This is a genomic window from Tessaracoccus antarcticus, from assembly GCF_003688855.1.
Lineage (GTDB): Bacteria > Actinomycetota > Actinomycetes > Propionibacteriales > Propionibacteriaceae > Arachnia > Arachnia antarctica.
In genome coordinates this window covers 1,358,069-1,380,241 of record NZ_REFW01000001.1, presented here as the reverse complement: position 1 = coordinate 1,380,241, position 22,173 = coordinate 1,358,069, and the positions used below count along the sequence as shown (strand labels likewise).

Sequence of the window (22,173 nt, the reverse complement as noted above, 5' to 3'; positions counted from 1 at the left end):
CGGGGAGAAACGCTCAGCCCCAGTGGGGCGGGCGGTCAGCAGCAAGGCGCCGCTCCGCCTCCGTCCAGGGGCGCACTGACCGGGTGGCGGCCAGCTGCCCACTGAGTCCCAGCAGCGCCCGCAGGTCGGCCAGCCGGGCGTCGAAGCGGGCGAAACCCAGATCGCGACGTGCCTCGATGGGCACGGGGAACGGCCACGGTTGCCGCATGACCTGACGCTGGTGGCGCAGGTCCGTGAGCCGTGACGCGTCCCAGCCCACCGTCGCCAGCTCGGCGGCCAGGGCGGCGACGTCAGTGGCCGCCAGCGGCAGCTCCTCCCCCGTCAGTGCCCGGCCGAGCTCGACCGGTTCACTGGCCAAGCGTCGTGCCGTCCTCGATGCGACCGGGCTCCCCCGTGTCGTCCAGTTCAACGGCGCCCCTGACGCGGACGTCCACGCCGAAACTCCAGTCGCCCCTGACCTTCAGCCGGGTGGCGTTCCGCAGCGACGGGGCCTGCGGGATGCGTGATGAGAACCCGTCCACCTTCTTGTAGTACCGGGGGTCGAGGTCGATCTCGGGGGAGGAGTCGCCCGTGGCCACGAGCCTGCCGTCGTCACCGAGGTCGTACACGTCGGAGCGCAGCAGCAGCAACTCGTTGGTGGTCTTGACGGGCTGGAACCGCTCACGCTCCACGCAGATGGCCGTGGCACCCTCGAACACTTCGATGGCGGCACCCATGGCGCTCTCGATCTGGATGACGGGGGTGGAGGCGCTGTCAGCGGGATCCACTGTTTTCTCGTTGCGAATCATCGGCAACCCCAGCACGGATTCCCGCTCCACCAGGGTGTCGCGCAGCTTCACCAGGTCGAACCACAGGTTGTTGGTGTGGAAGAACGGGTGCCGGTGCTCGTCGGTGAAGTAGTCCATCTCCTCCGGCGCCGTCTGGGCGGTGTCGCGCAGGATGAGCTGGCCGTCGGCCTTGCGGACCGCCAGGTGGCCGCCCTTCTTGTCGTTGATGGTGCGACGGCACACCTCGGCCGCATACGGCGCCCCCGAGGCCGCAAACCAGCCCGCGATGGTGGCGTTGGGTGCGGCACCCAGGTTGTCGCCGTTGGAGACGCACGCGTAGCGGAACCCGGCGTCGATGAGCTGGTCCAGCACACCCGAACCCTCAAGGGCCGTGTAGAGGTCGCCGTGTCCGGGCGGGCACCACTCCAGCGTGGGGTCGGCGTCCCACGTCACGGGGGTGAGGTCGTCGGCGCGGAGCTTGGGTTCCTGGTTCTGCATGAATGACAGGGGCACGCCGTCGACGGCCAGGTCCTCGTACTGGGCAAGGTGTCCGAGCGTGTCGGCCTCTGTGCGGAAGGAGTTCATGAACAACAGCGGCACGCGGGCATCCCACGTCGTGCGCGCAGCCCGCACCTGGCGGACGATCAGGTCCAGGAAGTTGAGCCCGTCGCGCACCTCCAGCAACGTCTTGGCCTTGTCGAGGCCCATGGACGTCCCGAGGCCACCGTTGAGCTTGATGACCACCGTCTTGCCGAGGGCGTCGCGGGCAGCGTCGTCGCTGACATGGACGTCCGAGAGCAGGGGGACGTCGACCATCGGTGAGATCGAGTCCTCGCGGATCACGCCGGTCTCACCGGACTCCAGCAGTGTGTAGTAGTGGGAGAACACCTCGATGGCGGGCGCGGCCACGCCGGCAGCCCTCATCTTCTCGCGTGCTGCTTCCAGACCTGCCTCGGACATACCCGTCTCCATTCGTCCTCGCCTTGCTTCTTCACCGGTGCCCCCGATCCTAGTGAACCGGGGCCGCGCACCTCCACGCGGCGTCCGCGCGGGTCAGCCCTGGCGCTGTGCGGCCTCCAGCAGCGCCAAGTTGTCCCCCGGCAGCCGGGGGAACTCTGCGATGAGGCCGAGCAGGAGATGCCCGACGGCACGGTAGAAGTCCGTCTGTGCGTGCTCGATGACCCGCGTGCAGAAGTCGGGCCCCCACACACCGAGGTGCTGTCCCACGAACAGCCTGGCCGAGGACATGAACTGGGATGCGCGACCCGGGTCGCCGTCCTCGATGGCATTGAGGGCGGCCAGGCAGAGCTGGCCCACGAAGGCCACCTCCAGTCCGACGTGGTCGTCGGGTTCCTTGTTGAAGGCGGGTGCCTGCAGGCCGTGGTCGGCGTAGAAGCGCCGCACCTGCATGGTCTCCGCCTCGAACGTCAACCCCTCCAGGCTGCGGTACACCGACTCGAAGGGGCAGGCGTGCATGCTGCCCGGCCCCACGAAGAGTGCGTCGAAGTCGGCCTTGAGCGTGGCGTCGTCGGCAGGCTCCGCGACGGCCTGCTCCAGCAGCCGGGCGCCCGCACGGTGCGCATCCCCGGTCAGGGGCCAGGAGTGGGCCAGCCCGGTGGAGGCAAGCTCGGCCACCATGGAGCCTGCGGCGTCGCGTCGCAGCAACGCGTGGCTGAGGAACGTGGCGGCGGCCGCGAGCTCGTCGAGTCGTTCCGGAGTGTGCACAGCGTCGACGTCAGCCCCCGTCATATGCCGATCCTGACCATCGTGGCGTAGAACAGCAGGCGTCCGATGAACTCGCCGCTGAGCACCAGCACGAAGGCAGCCACGGTGACCACCGGCAGCAGCCGGCTCACACCCCGGCTGCGGGCCATGCGGAACAGCAGGAACCCCAGACCGACGACGCCGGCAAAGATGAGGATGTTCTGGGCCGCGGAGAGCCACATGTACTTGCCGTTGAGGAGCTCGAGCGTCGCCTGGGCGGCAGCGGAACCCTCCGTCCCCAGGTAGGAGAGGTAGGCGGGTTGGCCTATGAACTTCAGCCCCAGGGCCAGGATGCCGCCGAAGGCGATGCCCTGCACCGTCCGGGTGATGAGCGCCCTGGCCTCGGGGTCCGGCTCACCGCCGCGACGGCGGCGCACGTAGGAGGCCACCACCAGGGCTGCCGCCACGGCGACGCCACCCAGCAGGAACGTGGTGATGTAGAACCGCAGCGGCGTGGCGTAGGTGGCCCATGCGGGGATGGTGCGCAGCGAATACACCTGGGAGATGGCATACACCAACGTCAGGCCCAGGACGGCGGTGATGAGCGCGAGCGCCTGACGGAGGCGGTGTGGCCCCCACCGGAACCACTGCAGCACGGCGAACAGGGCGCCGGAACCGGCGAACAGCATGCCCAGCAGGATCTCCCGTGAGAGCCACGACGACTGCAGATGCAGCAACGCGTTGGCGGCCCGCATGGGGGAACCGAGGTGCAGGGTGGAGGCCGCCAGGCCGAACACCAGGAGGGGGCCGATGGCGTACAGGGCCGGCATCGTCACCTTGTCAAGGGTGCGCTGGGGGGTGTTCCAGTTGACGAGCTGGATGATGCCCAGCACCACGAAGGAGCCCACGGACATCTGTGCGGCGATGGTGAAAATGACCAGCGGAAGTTCGTGCCACATGTCAGATGTCCTCAAGGTTGGCGATGTGACCGTTGCGTGACCCGCTGGGCTCAGCCATGGCGTGCGGCGTCACCACCAGGTTCGGCTGCGTGACCGAGGCGTCCGGCAGCGGGGCGATGGACGCCTGGTCGCCGTATCGGGCGCGGAGATCCTCGATCTCACCGAAGTCGAGGGCACGGCTGGGGCAGGATGCGACGCAGGCGGGGGTGCCTCCCACCTCGATCCTGTCGGCGCAGAAGTTGCACTTGGTCATGACCCCCTTGTCCGGGTTGAACTGAGGGGCGCCGTAGGGGCAGGCCATTTCGCAGTAGCGGCAGCCGATGCAGATGTCGGGGTCCACCGACACGATGCCGTTGGCGCCCTTGTGCATCGCCTGGGTGGGGCACACCGTCGCGCAGATGGGGTCTTCGCAGTGGTTGCAGGAAATGGAGGTGTAGTAGGTGAACACCGTGTTGGTGGCAGTGTCGGTGCTCTCGTCCACGAGCCACGACCCACCGGAGTACTCGGGGACCCGACGCCAGTTCACCCCCACGGGCAGGTCGTGCTTGTCCTTGCAGGCGATCGAGCAGGCTTTGCACCCGGTGCAGAGCGTCTGGTCGAAGTAGAAACCCAACTGCTTGTATTCCATGGCTCATGCCCTCTCGATCTGGACCAGTGCCGAGTGCTGCCCGTTGCCCTTGGCGTAGGCAGTGGTCTGGTGGCTCGTCAGCGTGTTGACCGAGCCGCCCACATCCACACCGCCCGGCTTCTCCGGTGTGTACCAGGCACCCTGGGGCACCGAGGAGACGCCCGGCAGGATCCGGTTCGTCACGTAGGCGGGGAGGCGGAGCTCCCCGAAGTCGTTGTACACGCGTGTGAGGTCGCCCTCCTTGATGCCGCGCTTGTCGGCGTCGAGGGTGTTGATCCACACCCGCTGCGGGTGGGCCTCCTTCAGCCAGGGGCTGTTGCCGTACGAACTGTGGGTGCGCTGCTTGAAGTGGTGGCCGATCACCTGGATGGGGTACTTCGCCTGCAGGGGGTCGCCGTGCAGTTCCCGCGTCCGGCGATAGATGGGCAGGGGGTCGATCCACTGGTCATCGTCGTAGTTCCAGTCAAGGCTCATCTTGTGCAGGTTGGAACTCCAGATCTCGATCTTTCCCGACGGCGTCCCCAACGGGTTCGCCACGGGGTCGTCGCGGAAGTCCTTCAGAGCGATGACGGGGTCGAGCTTCTTCCGGAAGACACCCATCTCCCTGAACTCGTCGTAGGCGGGGAGGTCGGGCACATTCTTCCGGCTCTCCTCCAGAAGCCAGCGCACCCAGTCGTCCTGCGTGCGACCCTCGGTGAACTTGTCCTTGACGCCCAGCTTCTCGGCGATACCGGTCAGCTGCTCGTAGACGGGCATCGACTCGTAGAGGGGCTCGATGGCCTTCTCCGTGAAGATGGCGTAACCCATGTTGCCGGCGCTGCCCTGGTTGGACAGGTCCACCTGCTCGGCCGTGGACGCATCGGGCAGGACGATGTCGGCATAGCGTGCCGAGACCGACATGGTGGTGTCGATGACCACGATCATCTCCACGAGCGACTCGTCCGAGAGCAGCTTGATGGTCTTGTTGATGTCGCCGTGCTGGTTGACAAGGGCGTTGGAGCCGTAGTTCCAGATGAACTTGATGTTGGAGTTCAGCGTCACGTCGTTGGTGACGTTGGCGTTGGAGTTGAGGTCCTTGAGGTCCCTGACGCCGTCCTTGTACGTCCAGCCCTTCCCGTTCACGATGGCTTCGGGCCACTGGTAGTAGGAGATGACGGGGCGGACGGGGTTCTCGAGCACGGGGAAGCCTGCCATGGGCAGGCTCGCGGAGCCCTCCCGGGCGCCGGTGCCGCCGCCGGGGATTCCCACCTGGCCGATCATGTTGGACAAGAGCATGGGCGCCCGCGACTGGCTCTCGCCGTTGCTGTGCCTCTGGATGCCCCAGCCGGCATTGATGGCGCACGGCTTGGTGGTGGCTATTTCCCGGGCCAGGGAACGGATCCGGGAGGCGGGCAGGCCGGTGATGGAGGCCGCCCATTCGGGAGTCTTCTCGACGCCGTCCTCCCCCAGGCCGAGAATGTAGCTCGCGTAGGAGGAGTTGGCGGGGGCGCCCTCGGGCATGTGGTCCTCGTCGAAGCCGCTGCAGTAGGTGTCCAGGAACTCCTGGTCCTGCAGGCCCTCCTCGATCATCACGTGCGCCATGCCCGCCACCAGGGCCAGGTCGGTGCCCGGACGGATCGGCACCCACTCGTCGGCGAGGTTCATGACGGTCTCGCTCTGCCGCGGGTCGATGACGATCACCTTGTGGCCTGACTGCTTCTTTGCCTGCTGCGTGACGAACACTTCGCCGCCGCCACTCATGCGGGTCTCGTGCGGGTTGTTCCCGAACATGACCACGAGCTTGGCATTGCGGGTGTCGTCGTTGCTGTTCGACGTGACGTAGCTGCCGTAGTGGAAGTCGCAGGCGGCCTCGATGTTCCCGGCGCTGTAGTCGTTGTAGTGGTCGAGGTAGCCGCCGATGCAGTTCATGAGCCGGGACACGGCCGTGGCGCGGGGCGGCCAACTCTTGGCCACGGTCGCGCCGATGACACCCGTGCCGTAGTTCAGGTAAATGGACTCGTTGCCGTGCTCAGCGATGAGGTCGGTCAACTTGTCGGCGATGAGGGTGAACGCTTCGTCCCACTCGATCTCCGCCCACTTGCCCTCGCCTCGCGCGCCCACACGCTTCAGCGGCTTCTTCAGTCGCTCCGGAGAATAGATGCGTTGCCGGATGGAGCGACCACGGACACAGGCCCGGACCTGCTGGTCGCCGATCTCGTTGCTGCCCCGGTTGTCGGGGTCCACACGAACGATCTGCCCGCCCGCCACCACCAGTTGCAGTGGGCAGCGGGAACCGCAGTTCACGTTGCAGGCACTCCAGACACTCTTGTCGCCCACCGCCTCCGGGGTCTTCTCGTCCTGGGGCTGCAGGCCACAAGCCCCGAGGCCCATCACGCCCGTGGTGCCGCCGGCGACGGCGCTCCACTGCATGAAACGTCGCCGCGTCACGGGCGTGGTCGCGACGTCTGTGATGGCAGTGGGAACTCCCATGGTGCAGTCCTCTCAAGGGGGCGACAAGCGGTGCAACCATGCTACGACGTGACGTAGGAGACTGATCGCCCGGGGTGGTATACCGAGACAGTCCTCCCGCGCGTAGGTTGGTGACCATGACCACGCCGCCCGTCACCCCACGGCAGCGCGACGACCATTTCTTCCTGGCCGCCCAGCGCTGGCTCGCCCGCAACGACGTGCGTCTCGTCCTGCTGACCTGCCACGGCGAAGTCGGTGCACCGCTCGGCACGAAGCGCCAGCCCGCCGTGGAGGTCCCCGGTTGCGTGCGGGATCTCCCCCTCCACCGGTTCGTGGATCTGTCCCTGGCCGGCGTGCGGGACGTGGCGTTGACGCCGTGTTCCTGCTGCACGCCGGAAGATCTGGCCACGGTGGTTGAACAGTGGCGGGCCGCGCTCGGGACGCTCCTGCGCTTCGTGATCACCGAGACCACCCCCGTTCGCGCCTGGTCCTGGTCCCTGTCCCCCACCCGTGTCCCCGTGGAGCGTCGCGGCCTGCTGGGTCTGCGCACAGCTGAGCAGGCCTGGCCGACGCACGCCCCGGAGGCCGACGACCACGCGCGTCTCCTGACGAGCCTGCGCGCCGCCGGGGTGACGTCGCTGGCGCAGCAAGCTCCGGGCGTGGCTCTCCTGGCGTCCGGCTGCACCGCCTGTGGCGTGTGCGTGGCCGCCTGCCCCCATGACGCCCTCACCCTCACCCTGGCCGGGGACCAGACATCACTGCTGCAGGCCCCCGATGCCTGCAGGGGCGAGCAGCAGTGCGTGGCACTGTGCCCGGTCACTGCCCTCAGCGTCTCCGGCCCGCTGCCGTGGAGTGATGTCCTGGAAGCCGCCCCCCGGGTGCTGGCCACCTTGAGCATGGCCGTCTGCCAACGGTGCCAGGCCCGCTTCCCCGCCGACTCCGGTTCGACGTGGTGCGAGCCGTGCCGCCTCCGTCGCAACGACCCGTTCGGCTCCCACCTTCCCCCCGCAGCCATCGCACTGCTGCGTGCCCGCGGCCACGAGAGCAGGTGATGGCGACTGTGCACCCGGTTTCGCACACAGCATGCATGGGTAGTCTGAACCCATGCCCAGCCTGAGCCAGCCCGCCCATGTCATCACGGTCTCCGACCGCGTGGCCGCCGGCGAGCGCCCCGACGCCTCGGGTCCCCTTGCCGTCTCCCTGTTGACCGCGGCCGGTTACGACACGGCCGCGTCCTGCGTGGCTGATGGCATCGACGGTGTGGCAGACGAACTGCGCCGGGTCCTGACCTCCGGAGCGCGCCTCATTGTGACCACGGGAGGCACGGGGGTGTCCCCCCGCGACCACACCCCGGAGGCCACCGCCACCGTGCTGGAGCGCGAGTTGCCCGGCATCCCGGAGATGTTCCGGAGCGAGGGCCGCAAGAAGTCCGCACACGCGGCCCTGACCCGCGGGCTGGTCGGCGTGACGGGGCGTGCGCTGCTGGTCAACCTGCCGGGGAGCCCCAACGCGGTCTCGGAGTCCCTGGAGGTGTTGCTGCCGCTGGTGCCGCACATCCTCGACCAACTCGACGGAGGCGACCACTGATGCCCCTGATCCGCTCCGGCGTCACCACCGACGCCCTGGACGTCAACGACCTGCGCTCCGCGGTCGAGTCCCCCACGGCAGGGGCCGTGACCTGTTTCATCGGCCAGATCCGCGACCACGACCCCGAGGCCGACGGCGTCGTCACCGGGATCGACTACACCCACCACCCCGACGCGGACGCCCTGATGGGCCCCATCGTCACCCGTGTGCTGGAGCGTCTCGACCCTGACGGCGGGGCGCGGGTCTCGGCCGTGCACCGCGTCGGCCACCTCGACGTCGGAGAACTCGCGCTCGTGGTGTGCGTGGCGACGGCGCACCGCCGCCAGGCCTTCGACGTCTGCGAGGCAGTCGTCGAGGCCATCAAGTCAGAGCTGCCCATCTGGAAACAGCAATTTGAAGCAACGGGCCGCCAGGTGTGGTCCAACCTGGGAGTGAACTCGTGAGCAATCTCATTGACGGCTTCGGCAGGGTTCACCGCGACCTGCGGATCTCGCTGACCGACCACTGCAACCTGCGGTGCACGTACTGCATGCCGTCGGAGGGGGTGCCGTGGCTGCCCCGCAACACGTTGCTGTCCCCCGTCGAACTCATGCGCATCGTGGAGGTGGCGGTGGCGGAAGGCATCACGGAGGTGCGGCTGACCGGCGGGGAGCCACTGCTGCGCCCCGACGTCGTCGACGTGGTCGCGGCCATCCACAGCATCGAGAACGCGCCGGAGATCTCGATCACCACCAACGGCATCGCCCTGCCGAGGCTGGCGCAGAAGCTGGCTGACGCGGGCCTGGCACGGGTGAACGTCTCCATCGACACGCTCGACAAGCTCCGGTTCAAGGTCATCACCCGCCGCGACAGGCTCGACGACGTCCTGGAGGGCATCGACGCCGCCAAGGCTGCCGGGCTGGCGCCCGTGAAGATCAACAGTGTCCTGATGCGCGGCATCAACGACGACGAGGCCCCCGCCCTGCTGCGCTGGGCCATCGCCAATGATCTGGAGTTGCGCTTCATCGAGCAGATGCCGCTGGATGCCGGGCACACATGGAGCCGCGAGGGCATGATCACGGCCGCGGAGATCCTGGCGTCGCTGCGCACCGAGTACCACCTGGAGGCGGTCCCGGGCCGCGGCGCCGCCCCCGCTGAGCGCTTCCTCGTCGACGGCGGCCCCCACACCGTGGGGATCATCGCCTCGGTGACCATGCCGTTCTGCGGCGCCTGCGACAGGTTGCGCCTGACCGCCGACGGCCAGCTCCGTTCCTGCCTGTTCTCCACCACCGAGTCCGACCTCCGCGAGCCGTTGCGCTCCGGCGCCAGCGACGAGGAGGTGGCCGCCATCCTGCACCGCTGCCTGGGAGGCAAGCTGGCTGGTCACGGCATCAACGAGCCCGGTTTCCTGCAGCCGCCGCGCCCCATGAGCGCCATCGGCGGCTGAGCGGGCTCAGGCGCCGCGGTAGGTTCCGACGCTCCAGAGGTTGCCGTCGGCGTCACGGATGGCGAACTCGTGCGAGCCGTAGTCGGTGTCGTGGACGTCCTTCAGGATCTCGACACCCGGCAGCACCCGCACCCGCTCGAGGGCCGCATCAACACCTGCGTCATCGGCTGCCACGACATAGACGCCCTGCGGCCCCAGACTTCCCCAGTCGCCCGGCTTGCCGCGGGAGCCGAACATGACACCGCCACCCTCTGGCCAACGGGCCTCCCCGTGCTCCACGACCCCCTCCGCAGTGCGGTACTCGGCGGTGATGACGAACCCCAGCCCCTCGACCAGCAGGCGGATGCCGGCATCGGCGTCCATGAAAGTCAGGCTCGGCCACACGGAGGGAGGGGGCGGGGCGGGCAATTCGATCGCTGTAGTCATGCCAATGATTCTGCCGCCTGCACCAGCGGGCTGTCTTGAAGCAACGGGAGCTCCTCACGCAACCAGGTGCCCATGGTGCAACCCGCCAGCGCCCGCCACTCCCGGGCCATGTGCGACTGGTCCGCATACCCGCAACGGTCCGCGACGCTGGCCAGCAACGGTGTCCGTGCATCCAGAAGCCCCATCCGGTGAGCTTGTCACACCATGGACCACCGCCACCAGAGTCCGCGTCCCCCTCGTGGCCTCAGTCGGTGACCTCCACCACCCCGTGGGCGCCACGTTCGGCGTCAACCATGACGTGGCTCACCACCGGGTAGTGGCCCGCCTCGGGGAACTCGAGCTCCACGAACCCGCCCTGGGCCACGTGCAGCCCCAGCACCTGCGAACCCCCGCCGGTGGTGCCGAACGCATCGACGCCGTCCTTCAGCTGGTAGCCGCCCTCGAAGTAGACGGTGTCGAACTGGCCGCCCACGATGTGGAAGGCACTGGGCCGGTTCGGTCCGGCGTCCAGCACCCAGAACCGGACACGTTCCCCCACCTTCGCCTGGAACATTTTCTGGTCGTACTGGTTGGCCACGCCGTTGAACACCACCTTGTCCGGTTGCTCCGCGGTGACCGCGTCGGCGTCCACCTCGGTGGCATCCTCCGGGGACGCGCCGCCCTCGCCGAGGTACACCTCGGACTGCACCAGAACGTACTCGCGGTCCACCTCCGGGAGCCCCTCGGGGTCGATGATGACGGCGCCGTGCATGCCGGCCGCGATGTGGGCGCTCATGGGCATGGTGGAGCAGTGGTACATCCAGATGCCGGCCCTCTCCGCCGTGAACGTGTACACCAGCGACTCGCCGGGCGCGATGGTGCGCATGGGCACATCCGGCGCCAGGGTCCCCGCGTGGAAGTCGACGGAGTGGCCGATGGTGCCGTCGTTGACGAGCGTGACCTCGAACACATCCCCCACGCGGCCCCGCAGCGTCGGGCCCACACTCTGTCCGTTGTAGGTCCACCGCTGCTGCCAGACCCCGGGCGCCACTTCCAGCACCTCGTCGGTGGCACGCAACTCCACCTTGTGCACGCGTTCGTTGGTGGCCGGCGCCAGCACGGGGTCCACCACACCGGTGATGGGCTCGGGCTCGGGGACCTCCCCGTGGTGGTGCGTCATGGGGGCCGTGGGTTCGGCAGAGGGCTCGCCCGCCGGCTCCTGGGAGCCGCGGACGACGACGTCGAAGACCATGCCCATCTGGCGGTGCCCCACCACGGTGCACCAGCCCTGGATGGAGGACTGGACTGGACCGAGGTCGAGTTCCGCGTGCTCCCCGGTCTTCAGCCGGGACGTCCGCTGGTCGCCGATGGAGAGGTCGTGCACGGTGGTGGTGTCCTCGTTGACGAGGTCGATGACGAGCCGGTCGCCCTGGTCCACCTCGACGCGGTGGGGCGTGAAAACCATCCCATCAGCCACTACCTGCACCCTGACGGTGTTGCCCGTGATGACGGCCTCGCCGCTGCTGGACGTACTCGTCGCGAGACCCACGGCGCCGGGATCGACCCCCACACCGATGCTGACGGCCAGCACCAACGCCGCCACACCGGCCATCAGACCGGTTCCAGTGAAGGCGCCCGGCCGCTCCGAGGGGCCGGCTGGTTCGCCGGCCTGGGCGCGGCGCTTCTCCATCACTGACGCCCGGATACCACCCACCAGGAGGGGCAGGAAGGAGGCCATGGCCAGCAGGACCAGCGACGAGACACTGACCCGCACCCAGCTGGGTGTGGGGAGCAGCCACAGGAGCAGTCCGCCGTTGATGACCACGAGCCGCGCGGTGGCGAAGCGGTCGAACCATGCGGCCCCGGCCCGCACCACGCGGGGGCCACCGCCCACCACGGAGGGCAGAAGGTAGGACAGTGCGCCGGTGACCAGCTGCACGAGGAAGCCGGCCACCCAGATCGACGCCACCACCGGGTAGCCGGAGGCCACCTCGATGTCGGAGGAGACAAGGACGTGCACGGCCGTGGCCACGAGGGCGACGACAGCCCACACGCAGGCGGCAAGGATTGATGCGGAGGCGAACTCCTTGGGCGGTCGCTTCCGCAGCGGCGCCACGAGGCAGCGACCCCACCACACCAGCGCCAGCGCGTAGCCGGCAATACCGATGACCGCGACGGGTCGCAGGGCGAAGAGGGAACCAGCCACCACCACGGCAAGGGAGCCGAGCAGGACCGGTAGTGCCTGCCGGGCCAGCTTCTCGGCGCGATCATCCATGCGCGTGCGCAGGACCGTGGGCCAGAACGTGACGAGCGTGCCCACCACCGTCAGGCCGATCCAGCCCAGCAGGTTGGTCATGGTGTGGGCGACCAGCAGATTGGCGTGCCAGGTGTCGTCGAGGCCGAACGCCAGTGCGACGCCGAAACCGGCCCCCACGGGCAGGCAGCAGGCGGCGGCCACGTAGTAGCGGATGCAGATCCGGAAGCGGCCGGGCAGCGCGCGGCGCAGGTCGGACACCAACTGGATGGCATGCCACACCACGGCCACGGACACGATCGTGGCGCCGGCGACCACGAGCCACCACATCGTGGTGGGGACCCCGACGAACACGAGCAGCGATCCCACACCCAGCAGCGCCAGCCGCCACGTGGCCCGCCGCCGGGTGGCGTCGTCGTCGCGTGTCTTCAGCAGCGCCGCGGTGAAGTGCGCGCTCCACACCATGACGGCGTGCGTCATCGCACCGAGCGCGATGAGGTGCACCAGCAGCCAGGTGGCCTCCGGCACCCACCGGTGGATCAGCGCCACGGTGACCGCAGCGACGAGCCACACCACCAGGGGGAAGTCCCGTAGCGGCTGCGTCCCGCGCCTCACGGGCGGATCACGGCATGTGCCGCCACGAGGATGAACAACAGGATGGATGCCACGTTCACGATGCCGCCAGTCCTCCAGAGAAGGTCGATTCCTGCCAGGTCCCCCACGACGCGGAGGGCCAGGCTGGCGTGCAGTGCCACGAGTGGCACCCAGAACGCCCGTGTGTAGGGTAGCGGCCGCCCGATGACGGCCGGAAAGATGATGGGCGCGTGCGCCATGACCATGGAGATCCCGAAGCCGAGGAATGTCCCATGGATGACGATGTCGTAGGCCCATCGGCCGTCGGGCTGGCCCACCACCAGCCAGACCAGGCCGGCGAGGGCGAGCCACACGTTGCCCGCCATCAACGCGGCCGCGTTGAAGCGTCGAAGGCCCGAGGTCCGCACCATGCGGCGACCCACGTCGTCGCGCAGCAGCCAGAACGCCACCAGAGTGGCACCCAACCCGAGGATGCGCAGCCCCACAGCGGGGGCAACGACGGCCGTGATCGCACCCAAGGACAGGAGGCAGACCAGCGTCAGGAGCGTGGGGACGGCGCGCGCACCCATGGTGAGCTGCGCCAACTCGGCCCGCTCGCTCGCGATCGTGATGATGAGGAACACAGCCAGCAAGGGGAGAATGGTGGCCACGTCGAGACGCATCCACAGCCCCGCGGCGAGTGCCGCGAAGAACGCTCCGAGTGCCTGGGCCGCCACCAGCGGCACCGGCGCACGCACCCACAACGCCACGAGCACGGCCGTGAAGGCAAGGGCTCCGTCGAAGAGGAGCAGCTGCCCGAGCAGCACCGGCCCACCGGCCACCAGCACCACGGCCCCCACGCCCAGGAGGGCGGGCGCCACGTGGGCCAGCGGGTTGCGCAGCGCCTGCGCCCGCTCCAGGGAGATCAGGGTCCCCAGGAAACCCAGCACCATGACGGGACCGTGGAGGTCGCCGACTCGCTCCGAGGCCACCGGCGCCCACACCCCGAGCCGGACCAGAGCGGCATCGAGACCCGCCAGCAGGCACAGGCCCCCTACGCCGAGAAGCAGAACACGCCCCACGGGGGTGCGGGTGCCCTGCGTCCCCGTCCGGGTGGCGGGCGGGGTGAGGGACGGGGCGGTCATGTCAGACGCGCTCGAGCTTCAACTTCCACGCCTGTGGGCCGCGCTGCACGTACTCGACGGTGATGTCGGAGCCGTGACGCTGCTCGATCTGGGCCAGCAGCGGCAGGGGGTCGTGCGGCGCGACCAGGATGACGGCTGCGCCGGGCGCGAGGGCGTCCACCACACCGTGGATGGCCGCGTGGCGCACCGCATGCGGGATCTGGCGGGCGTCGAGTTCGGGCAGTGCGTCGTGGGCCGCGCCACAGCCGCAGGAGGATGTCTTCTCGGTGATGTTGAGCTCTGTCATGCCGCGGACATTACTACAGGCCGGAATGGATAAATGAGCTAGACTCGAGGACGTGATGCACGCGAATGGACCCCGCCCCCTGACCACGCCGCCGCCTCTGACACCGCCGCGGCGCCGGGTGCTGCAGGCCGTCCTCGACCTCGACGGCACGCAGGTGACCATCAACAACGTGGCCCAACACCTCGGCGGGCACGCGAACTCGGCCCGGCAGCACCTGGACGCGCTCACCGCACTGAAGCTCCTCACGGTCAGCGACGTCGCCTCCGATCGCCCCGGTCGCCGTCCACGCGGCTACACCCTCACGGCGATGGGCCGTCAGAGCCTCGGCGCGGGGCGCGTTGACGAGACCCGTGAACTGGCCGACGTCTTCGCCTCCTACCTGGTGGCCACCGGCAACGGACCCCGGGAAGCGCAGGAGATCGGACGGGCGTGGGGCACCAAACGAGCCGACGAACTCACGCGAGACCACGCGGAGCAGCCACTGGACGCCGTGATCGAGGTCCTCGACATCCTCGGATTCGACCCGAGCACAGTCCACACCGAGCAGGGTGACGCCGTGATTCTGCGGACCTGCCCTCTCCTGGACATGGCGCACGGCTCACCCGAGTTCATCTGCAACATCCACCAGGGCCTGATCGACGGCGTGCTGCGGCGCATCGGGGCACGCGAGGGCGTGCAACTGCTTCCGTTCTCGGAGCCCGACGGCTGCCGGATGACGCTGAAGACGCCTGTGGACCAGCCGAAGAATCGCGCCAGCTGAGCCCTTCGGGCCGAACGCCCTCCTCGATGTCAGCCCCCGGCGAATGGAGGCAGGATGTCGATGATCTGGGCCCCCGCCAGCGACTCGGCCGGGTCGGTGACGGCTCGGCCGTCCACCAGCACGGAGCAGCGGTCCAGCACTGCAGCGAACTGCTCGCCATGACGCTGCTGCAGTTCCTCCACCAGGGCGCCCAGCGTGTCGCAGGAAACGTCCTCGGTGGCAGTGCCGGCCGCATCAGCTGCGGCGGCAAAGAGGCGAACCTGGATCATGATTTCTCCTTCTTCGGCACGGGCGCCGCGGTGGCGACGTCCTCGATGACCCGGCGCAGGCGCTCCGGGTCGGCGTCGGCATCCATCCCCATGGCCAGCCCCAGCAGGTACGCGCTGACGGGCGCCATCGGGCGCGCACCGGCGTGCGCCACCTCACGGGTCATGTCCAGCACGGCACTGATGTCCACCAGTGCGGGGTCCACGCCCACGGCCTCACACGCCTGACGGACGAAACGTCCCCAGCCCTCGTGCTCTGTCTCCATCCTCATCCTCCAGCGCTTGTCCCAGGCCTCGTAGTCGCCCCACGTGTCCACGTCCTTGCCGTCGCCCTCGGCGTCGGCGATCACGGCGAGGCGCAGCGGCGCCAGCAGACCCCGCACCGAACGTTGCCTCGGGTCGCCATAGTCGGCGGCGGCCCGGCGCAGCGCGTCGCTGCGGTGAATGCCCAACAGCCACTGGGGGGTGCCGTCGCCGGAGCCGAGGCAGTGGCCGTCGGCGTCTCCGCCAGCCATGGCGGCCTCCAGCAGTCGCGGCACGGCCTGCTCCGCCCCGGGCAGGTCGCATGCCAGCACCAGGGTCCATGCGGATGGGTCGTCGAGGGCGTCCAACCCGGCCACGAGTCCGGCCGCGGGTCCGGACCCGGGCGGGTCCTCCACCACCTGCCGCACACCTTCGGGCACGTCGACGAGTCCCACAACAACGCGTTGCCGCGCATGGCGGGCCGCGGCCAGGACCCGGTCAAGCAGGCGCTCGCCGCCCACCTGCAGGTCAGCCTTGACCACACCACCGAGCCGGGAACCACGTCCGCCCGCGACGATGACGGCGTCGAAGTCCAGCGGCACCTCAGGCATCCCGCCTCCAGGAGCCGGACCGGCCGCCCTCCTTCGCCAGGACACGCACGTCACCGAACCAGGCGGTGCGATCGGTGCCCTTGACCATGTCGACGACCGCGAGGGCGGCGACGGCCACGCAGGTGAGCGCCTCCATCTCCACGCCGGTGCGATCCGCCGTGCGGACCGTGGCGGTGATGTCGATGCCCCCCTCCACCAACTCCAGGTCGCAGACCACGCCGTGGACGCCGATCACGTGGGCCAGCGGCAACAGATCCGGCGTGCGCTTTGCCGCCTGGATACCGGCGATGCGTGCCACCGCCAGCACGTCACCCTTGGGCACCGTCCCGGACCTCAGCATGTCCATCACCGCGGCGGAGCAGTGCACCGAGGCGGCGGCGGTGGCGCTTCGCACAGTGGGTTGCTTGGCGGTGACGTCGACCATGCGGGCGTGCCCGGCATCGTCGAGATGGGTGAAACTGCTCATCGGTACCTCCTGAACGAAACGGTGTCACCTGCGTGGACGCGTTCGACGTCGGCCTCCACCATGGCCAGGCCGTCGGCCTGGGCGGCCGCGGACACCATGTGCGAGGCGGAGCCGCGACGGTGCACGGGGGTGACCCGCTGACAACCCTGCGCGTCGACCTCCACCACCACGGGCACGAACTGGCGGCGACGAACGGGCGGCACCCAGTCGATACCGGCCACCGCCACCTGCCAACCCTGACTGGCCCGTCCCAACAGTCGGTCGAGCACGGCCGTGACGAACAATTCGAAGCTCACCATGGTGGACAGCGGGTTGCCGGGCAGCGCCACCAGCGGCACCATGCGTCCCGCGGCGGTCTTCCAGAGCGCCCAGCCCTGGGGCTTGCCGGGCTGCATGAGGACGTGCCGGAACGCGGACGTGGCCCGGGCCTGCAGGACGATGCGCACCACGTCATGGTCGCCGACGCTGACGCCGCCACTGAGGACCACGAGGTCGGCCGCGGACGCCGCCGATTCGAGTCCTGCTGCGAACTCGTCATCGTCGTCGGGCAGCGTGAGCGCCGCCACGACGTCGGCCCCTGCAGCCGCCAGTGCGGTGGCCAGGAACAATCCGTTGGACTCGTAAATCTGTCCCCGCTCCAGCCGCGCACCGGGCGGGCGCAACTCGTCCCCGGTGGCCACCACGGCGACGCGGGGGCGACGCACCACCGTGACCTCGGCCACCCCTGCACCGGAGACCAGCCCCAGCTCGCGTGCCCCCAGGGCAATCCCGGCAGGCAGCACCTCCACCCCGCGGGTGAAGTCCTCCCCCGCGCCCCGGACATGGGCTCCGCGGGCGGGGACCTCCCGCACTGTGATGCGTTGCCGGTCGGCGGACTGGTCCACCAGTTCCACGGGCACGATGGTGTCCGCATCGGAGGGCACGCATGCACCCGTCATGATGCGGCAGCACTGCCCTGCCACGAGCGCCGGGTCCAGGGGGCTGCCGGCGGGAACGTCGGCCACCACCTGCAAAATGGCACCCATCGACAGGTCGGCGGCCCGCACGGCGAACCCGTCCATGGCGGAGTTGGCCATGACGGGAACGTCCGCGGTGGCCACGATGGGAAGGGCCAGGGTTCGTCCCACGGCCTGTGCCACGGGCACGACGTCGACCTCCCCCAGCGGGGTCACCAGGTCCAGCACCTCGGCCAGGTATTCCTCAACGCTCAGCATCACGCGCTCAGTCACTGGGGTCCACGTCCCTTCAACGGCAGTTCCGACACCCTCGCACCGAGGGTGTCGATGTACATCACTCGGCCCACGAGCGGCTCACCGATCCCCATGATGACCTTCAGGCACTCCGTGGCCATGACGGAGCCCACCCACCCCGTCATGGGTCCGAGCACCCCCACGTCGTCAAGCCTCGGCATCTCGGCGGGCGGACGGGGGAAGAGGTCCCGCAGCCCCAGTCCGAGCCGCTCCCAGAAGACCGAGACCTGCCCGTTGACGGACTGCACGGCCCCCCACACGAACGGCAGGTCCAGAGCCTGGCAGGCGTCGGCCGTCACGAGACGGGTGGGAAGGTTGTCAACGGCGTCCACCACGAGGTCGTGGCCGGCGAAGATGTCCGCGGCCGACTCGGCCGTCACGCGCCGGCTGACGGCCGACAGGGTGATGAGATCATTGAGGTCCCGCAGGCGCGCCACTGCTGCGTCCGCCTTCTTGTGGCCGATGCTCGCGTGACCGTAGAGGGTCTGGCGTTGCAGGTTGCGCACCTCGACGACGTCGTCGTCGACCACCGTGATGTGGCCCACGCCGGCACCCACCAGGTACTGCAGGACGGGTCCACCCAGGCCGCCGGCACCCACCACGCAGACCCGCGCGGACTTGAGCCGACGCTGCCCCTGCGTGCCGACTCCCGACAGGGAGATGGTGCGCGCGTACCGCGCGATCTCGTGGGGGGCGAGCGTGGCGGTCGGCGCCACCAGCGGCCCGGGCCAGCTTGTCACTGCTGCTCGGCAGCGTCGATGATGGCCCGGCGCAGGACGTCGGGGTCGACCTGTGGATGCATACCCCTCGCCAGGCCCCAGATGTGGGCGGCCACGGGGCCCATGGGTCGTGTCCGCGAGTGCGACACCGCACTGGTGACCTCATGGATGGCGGGGATGGACACGGCCAGGGGATCAATGCCCACGCTGGCCGCCACGGCGCTCACCCACGGCTGCCATGCCTGTTCGTCGACTGGTTTGCGTTGCACGCCCTTCATCATGCCAGTCCGGCGGACTCCCCGGCGGGGCGTCCCGGGGCGCCAGGCACCACCGGACACCCAAAGGGACCCCACCGCGCAGGTGGAGAAACGCCGGTCCTACCATCAGGAATCCCGACGGTGAGCCGGCCACTGCCGAAGTGGTCGACCACGCCCGATCAGCCCCAGCGGAGGACAGATGAGCACCACCGAGACGACGCGCACCACGAGCCCCACCAGCGTCGGCGCCAACCGCGTCCTGACGCTGTCCACCATCGCCTTCACCCTGATGTTCGCCGTGTGGCTGATGTTCGGCATCCTGGGCAAGCCCATCCAGGCCGAGTTCGGCCTCAGCAACCTCCAGTTGTCGTGGATCAGCGCCGTCGCGGTGCTCAACGGTTCTTTGTGGCGGCTGCCCGCCGGCATCCTGGCGGACCGGTTCGGCGGCAAGAAGATCATGGTGATCCTCCTGCTGGCCGGGGCAGTGTTCTCCTACCTCGTGTCGCTGGCCGCCAGCTACGAGATGCTGCTGGTCCTGGCGTTCCTCGTCGGCTTCGTCGGCAACAGCTTCTCCAGCGGCATCGCCTGGAACTCCGCCTGGTTCCCGGCGGAGCGCAAGGGCTTCGCGCTGGGCGTCTTCGGGGCCGGCAACGTGGGCGCCTCCGTCACCAAGTTCATCGGCCCGCCCGTGATAGCCGCCACCGCCGGCACCACCGTCTTCTTCGGACTGCAGGGTGGCTGGCGACTCATCCCGACGTTCTACGCCGTGCTGCTTCTGGTGTGCGCTGCACTCGTGTGGTGGCTCGCACCCGCCCAGGACCGGATGCCGGGCAGGTCGCAACCGCTGGGCGCGATGCTGCGCCCCCTGTCCGACATCAGGGTGTGGCGCTTCAGCCTCTACTACGTGATCGCGTTCGGCGCCTACGTCGCCTACGCCGCGATCCTGCCGGGCCACTACATGGACAGCTTCGGCCTGGACCTGACCACCGCCGGCCTCCTGACGGCCACCTTCATCTTCCCCGCGTCACTTCTGCGCCCCCTGGGCGGATGGCTCTCCGACGTCTGGGGTGCACGGGTGGCCATGTATGCCACCTTCTTCACCATGATCGTGGCGCTGGCCGTGCTGTCGACCCCCAGCGGTCGCGGCAAGTCCGGCCCCTACGGACTGCCCCTGTGGCTGGTGGTGGCCCTGATCTTCGTGGTGGGCTGTGCCATGGGCGTGGCCAAGGCCGCCGTCTTCAAGCACATCCCCACGTACTTCCCCGACAACGTGGGCTCCGTGGGCGGCCTCGTCGGCATGCTCGGCGGCCTGGGCGGCTTCTTCCTCCCCCCGTTGTTCGCCTACCTGACCGTGATCACCGGGGTCGCGTCGACACCCTTCTTCGTGCTGTTGGCGTTGACCATCGTGGCGCTGATCTGGATGCACATGGTCATCACGCACATGGACGAGAAGCTCCCCGGACGGCCCGACCTGGTGGAAGTGCCACCCGAGGTCCGCGGCTCCAGGTCCGGGTCATAGGGTTGGGCCATGTCTGAGACACGCAACGAGACCGACAGCATGGGCGCCCTCGAGGTCGCCGCCGGCAGCTACTGGGGCGCACAGACCCAGCGCAGCATCGGCAACTTCCCGATCGGACGCGACACCTTCGTCTGGGGTCGCTCCATGATCCGGGCACTGGGCATCCTGAAGAAGGCTGCAGCCCAGGCGAACGCCGAGCTCGGCGAACTGCCCTTGGAGAAGGAGCAGGTGGACGCGCTCGTCGCGGCCGCCGACGAGGTCATCCGGGGCGACCTCGACGCCCACTTCCCGCTCGTGGTCTTCCAGACCGGGAGCGGCACCCAGTCGAACATGAACTCCAACGAGGTCATCTCCAACCGCGCCATCGAACTCCTGGGCGGCGTGATGGGCAGCAAGTCGCCGGTCCATCCCAACGACCACGTCAACCGTGGCCAGTCCAGCAACGACACCTTCCCCACGGCCATGCACATCGCCATCGTCTGGGACCTCCACGCACTGCTGTACGACCGGGTCAGCCGTCTGCGGGATGTTCTGGCGGGCAAGGCGGTCGCGTTCGCGGACATCGTCAAGGTGGGCCGCACGCACCTTCAGGACGCCACCCCGATCACCCTCGGCCAGGAGATCTCCGGCTGGGTGGCGCAGCTCGACTTCGCGCTGGAGCAGGTCCGCCACAGCGAACTGGGCCTCCAGGAGCTGGCCATCGGCGGCACCGCCGTCGGAACCGGCCTCAACGCCCACCCCCGCTTCGGCGAGTTGTGTGCGGAGAAGATCGCGGAGGAGACCGGCTTCACGTTCCGCCAGGCCGACAACCTGTTCGCCGCCCTCTCCGCCCACGACGCCCTCGTGGCGGTCTCCGGGTCGCTGCGCGTGCTGGCGATGGCGCTCATGAAGATCGCCAACGACGTCCGCTGGCTTGCCTCGGGCCCCCGCAACGGCATCGGTGAGATCACCATCCCGGAGAATGAACCCGGCAGCTCGATCATGCCCGGCAAGGTCAACCCCACCCAGTGCGAGGCCATGACCATGGTGGCCACCCGCGTGTTCGGCAACGACGCGACCGTCGGTTTCGCCGGCAGCCAGGGCAACTTCCAGCTCAACGTGTACAAGCCGGTCATGGCACACGCCGTGTTGGAGAGCATCCGCCTCATCGGCGACACCTGCGAGGCGTTCACCGACCACTGCGCCGTCGGCATCGAACCCAACATCGAACGGATCCAGGACAATCTGGACCGCAACCTCATGCAGGTCACGGCCCTGAACCCCCACATCGGTTACGACAAGGCCGCCAAGATCGCCAAGAAGGCCCATGCCGACGGCAGCTCACTGCGCGAGGCTGCCCTCGACCTCGGCTACCTGAGCGAGGAACAGTTCACCCAGTGGGTGGTCCCCATCGACATGACCCACCCCACGGCCATCTGAGCCAGGCACGAAGCGCACAGGCGCCGACACCGCCCCCACGGTGTCGGCGCCTGTGCGCGTTCACCACCCGGTGACCCCACACATGGTGTGGACTGGTGCGCACTGCTGCACACCACACTCAGTGAGGAGGAATTGGCATGGCCACGACAGATGGGCAGGATCCCGGACCGAGCGTGAAGGACCCGGAAATGTATGAGGCGCTGCGCCACGACGGCGCCAGCAAGGGGAAGGCTGCCCGCATCTCCAACGCCGCCGCCGCCACGTCGCGCTCCGAAGTGGGCGCCAAGGGTGGCGAGTCCGGCAGCTACGAGGACTGGAGTGTCGGCGACCTGCACAAGCGGGCCGCCGAGATCGGCATCGATGGCCGCTCCACCATGAACAAGGCCGCCCTCATCGGGGCACTGCGCAGCCACTGACGCGCGGGTGGCGGCCTTTGTGATCCTGAGGGTTTGGTGGGGGCGTGGCTTGACTGCTAAATTCG

The 22,173-nt window shown here is 68.9% G+C and carries 25 protein-coding genes; 8 read left to right on the top strand and 17 right to left on the bottom strand.

The window, feature by feature from the left end; translation table 11 throughout:
• Window positions 1-13: 13 nt before the first annotated feature.
• The 6 genes from EAX62_RS06010 to EAX62_RS05985 form a co-directional block, all read right to left on the bottom strand.
• Window positions 14-358, bottom strand: a complete 345-nt coding sequence (locus EAX62_RS06010; protein WP_121900675.1) for a hypothetical protein — start codon at window positions 356-358, stop codon at window positions 14-16.
• The gene (locus EAX62_RS06005) at window positions 348-1,727 is read right to left on the bottom strand and encodes a UTP--glucose-1-phosphate uridylyltransferase (protein ID WP_121900674.1); all 1,380 of its coding nucleotides are present in this window, start codon (window positions 1,725-1,727) and stop codon (window positions 348-350) included. Before EAX62_RS06005 ends, EAX62_RS06010 begins: the two co-directional genes overlap by 11 nt.
• A gap of 93 nt (window positions 1,728-1,820) precedes the next feature.
• A complete protein-coding gene (locus tag EAX62_RS06000; protein ID WP_121900673.1) occupies window positions 1,821-2,516 on the bottom strand; it encodes a TorD/DmsD family molecular chaperone in 696 nt (231 codons plus the stop codon).
• Complete coding sequence (locus EAX62_RS05995; RefSeq protein WP_121900672.1) at window positions 2,513-3,430, bottom strand: dimethyl sulfoxide reductase anchor subunit family protein; 918 nt, start codon at window positions 3,428-3,430, stop codon at window positions 2,513-2,515. Before EAX62_RS05995 ends, EAX62_RS06000 begins: the two co-directional genes overlap by 4 nt.
• A 1-nt stretch (window position 3,431) precedes the next feature.
• Window positions 3,432-4,058 carry a DMSO/selenate family reductase complex B subunit gene (locus EAX62_RS05990; RefSeq protein ID WP_121900671.1) on the bottom strand — a complete coding sequence of 209 codons (627 nt, stop codon included), beginning with the start codon at window positions 4,056-4,058 and terminating at the stop codon, window positions 3,432-3,434.
• A gap of 3 nt (window positions 4,059-4,061) precedes the next feature.
• On the bottom strand, window positions 4,062-6,527 hold the full coding sequence (locus tag EAX62_RS05985) for a DMSO/selenate family reductase complex A subunit (protein ID WP_121900670.1): 2,466 nt from the start codon (window positions 6,525-6,527) through the stop codon (window positions 4,062-4,064).
• A gap of 116 nt (window positions 6,528-6,643) precedes the next feature.
• Here EAX62_RS05985 and EAX62_RS05980 point away from each other — a divergent pair, with 116 nt between their 5' ends.
• From EAX62_RS05980 to moaA, 4 genes are read left to right on the top strand one after another with little or no spacing between them, the layout of a single operon-like run.
• Window positions 6,644-7,558, top strand: coding sequence for a 4Fe-4S dicluster domain-containing protein (locus EAX62_RS05980; protein WP_147454031.1), 915 nt, complete (start codon window positions 6,644-6,646; stop codon window positions 7,556-7,558).
• A gap of 52 nt (window positions 7,559-7,610) precedes the next feature.
• Entirely contained in the window at window positions 7,611-8,093 is a 483-nt protein-coding gene (locus tag EAX62_RS05975; RefSeq protein ID WP_199711130.1) for a MogA/MoaB family molybdenum cofactor biosynthesis protein, read from the top strand.
• Window positions 8,093-8,536: a molybdenum cofactor biosynthesis protein MoaE gene (locus EAX62_RS05970; RefSeq protein WP_121900668.1), complete on the top strand. Its 444-nt coding sequence runs from the start codon at window positions 8,093-8,095 to the stop codon at window positions 8,534-8,536. Before EAX62_RS05975 ends, EAX62_RS05970 begins: the two co-directional genes overlap by 1 nt.
• Complete coding sequence (moaA, locus tag EAX62_RS05965; RefSeq protein ID WP_121900667.1) at window positions 8,533-9,519, top strand: GTP 3',8-cyclase MoaA; 987 nt, start codon at window positions 8,533-8,535, stop codon at window positions 9,517-9,519. The genes EAX62_RS05970 and moaA overlap by 4 nt, the downstream gene beginning before the upstream one ends.
• Window positions 9,520-9,525: 6 nt before the next feature.
• On the opposite strand, the gene EAX62_RS05960 is transcribed toward moaA, so the two are convergent.
• The 5 genes from EAX62_RS05960 to EAX62_RS05945 are packed head-to-tail and all read right to left on the bottom strand — an operon-like array spanning window position 9,526 to window position 14,182.
• Window positions 9,526-9,945 (bottom strand): VOC family protein, encoded by a 420-nt coding sequence (locus EAX62_RS05960; RefSeq protein WP_121900666.1) that lies wholly within the window; start codon window positions 9,943-9,945, stop codon window positions 9,526-9,528.
• The gene (locus tag EAX62_RS05955; RefSeq protein ID WP_199711128.1) at window positions 9,942-10,130 is read right to left on the bottom strand and encodes a hypothetical protein; all 189 of its coding nucleotides are present in this window, start codon (window positions 10,128-10,130) and stop codon (window positions 9,942-9,944) included. The genes EAX62_RS05960 and EAX62_RS05955 overlap by 4 nt, the downstream gene beginning before the upstream one ends.
• Before the next feature lie 59 nt (window positions 10,131-10,189).
• Entirely contained in the window at window positions 10,190-12,793 is a 2,604-nt protein-coding gene (locus EAX62_RS05950) for a multicopper oxidase domain-containing protein (protein ID WP_233557821.1), read from the bottom strand.
• Entirely contained in the window at window positions 12,790-13,896 is a 1,107-nt protein-coding gene (locus EAX62_RS16850; protein WP_233557820.1) for a hypothetical protein, read from the bottom strand. Before EAX62_RS16850 ends, EAX62_RS05950 begins: the two co-directional genes overlap by 4 nt.
• A gap of 1 nt (window position 13,897) precedes the next feature.
• Entirely contained in the window at window positions 13,898-14,182 is a 285-nt protein-coding gene (locus EAX62_RS05945) for a DUF2249 domain-containing protein (protein ID WP_121900664.1), read from the bottom strand.
• A 52-nt stretch (window positions 14,183-14,234) separates the two neighbouring features.
• Between EAX62_RS05945 and EAX62_RS05940 the strand changes: the two genes are divergently transcribed.
• Complete coding sequence (locus tag EAX62_RS05940; protein WP_147454030.1) at window positions 14,235-14,942, top strand: helix-turn-helix transcriptional regulator; 708 nt, start codon at window positions 14,235-14,237, stop codon at window positions 14,940-14,942.
• Between the two features lie 29 nt (window positions 14,943-14,971).
• Here EAX62_RS05940 and EAX62_RS05935 read toward each other — a convergent pair whose 3' ends face one another.
• From EAX62_RS05935 to EAX62_RS05910, 6 genes are read right to left on the bottom strand one after another with little or no spacing between them, the layout of a single operon-like run.
• Window positions 14,972-15,211: a MoaD/ThiS family protein gene (locus EAX62_RS05935; RefSeq protein WP_121900662.1), complete on the bottom strand. Its 240-nt coding sequence runs from the start codon at window positions 15,209-15,211 to the stop codon at window positions 14,972-14,974.
• Window positions 15,208-16,062, bottom strand: a complete 855-nt coding sequence (locus tag EAX62_RS05930; protein WP_121900661.1) for an NTP transferase domain-containing protein — start codon at window positions 16,060-16,062, stop codon at window positions 15,208-15,210. The genes EAX62_RS05935 and EAX62_RS05930 overlap by 4 nt, the downstream gene beginning before the upstream one ends.
• Window positions 16,055-16,528 (bottom strand): cyclic pyranopterin monophosphate synthase MoaC, encoded by a 474-nt coding sequence (gene moaC / locus EAX62_RS05925; protein ID WP_121900660.1) that lies wholly within the window; start codon window positions 16,526-16,528, stop codon window positions 16,055-16,057. The genes EAX62_RS05930 and moaC overlap by 8 nt, the downstream gene beginning before the upstream one ends.
• Entirely contained in the window at window positions 16,525-17,757 is a 1,233-nt protein-coding gene (locus tag EAX62_RS05920) for a molybdopterin molybdotransferase MoeA (protein ID WP_199711127.1), read from the bottom strand. Before EAX62_RS05920 ends, moaC begins: the two co-directional genes overlap by 4 nt.
• Window positions 17,754-18,518 (bottom strand): HesA/MoeB/ThiF family protein, encoded by a 765-nt coding sequence (locus EAX62_RS05915; protein WP_199711126.1) that lies wholly within the window; start codon window positions 18,516-18,518, stop codon window positions 17,754-17,756. The genes EAX62_RS05920 and EAX62_RS05915 overlap by 4 nt, the downstream gene beginning before the upstream one ends.
• A complete protein-coding gene (locus EAX62_RS05910; RefSeq protein WP_121900659.1) occupies window positions 18,515-18,766 on the bottom strand; it encodes a DUF6457 domain-containing protein in 252 nt (83 codons plus the stop codon). Before EAX62_RS05910 ends, EAX62_RS05915 begins: the two co-directional genes overlap by 4 nt.
• A gap of 187 nt (window positions 18,767-18,953) precedes the next feature.
• Between EAX62_RS05910 and EAX62_RS05905 the strand changes: the two genes are divergently transcribed.
• From EAX62_RS05905 to EAX62_RS05895, 3 genes are all read left to right on the top strand, one after another.
• Window positions 18,954-20,273 carry an MFS transporter gene (locus EAX62_RS05905; protein ID WP_121900658.1) on the top strand — a complete coding sequence of 440 codons (1,320 nt, stop codon included), beginning with the start codon at window positions 18,954-18,956 and terminating at the stop codon, window positions 20,271-20,273.
• Window positions 20,274-20,282: 9 nt separating this feature from the next.
• Window positions 20,283-21,692 (top strand): class II fumarate hydratase, encoded by a 1,410-nt coding sequence (gene fumC / locus EAX62_RS05900; protein ID WP_121900657.1) that lies wholly within the window; start codon window positions 20,283-20,285, stop codon window positions 21,690-21,692.
• 137 nt (window positions 21,693-21,829) lie between these two features.
• Window positions 21,830-22,108, top strand: coding sequence for a DUF7218 family protein (locus EAX62_RS05895; RefSeq protein WP_121900656.1), 279 nt, complete (start codon window positions 21,830-21,832; stop codon window positions 22,106-22,108).
• The last annotated feature ends 65 nt before the right edge of the window (window positions 22,109-22,173 follow it).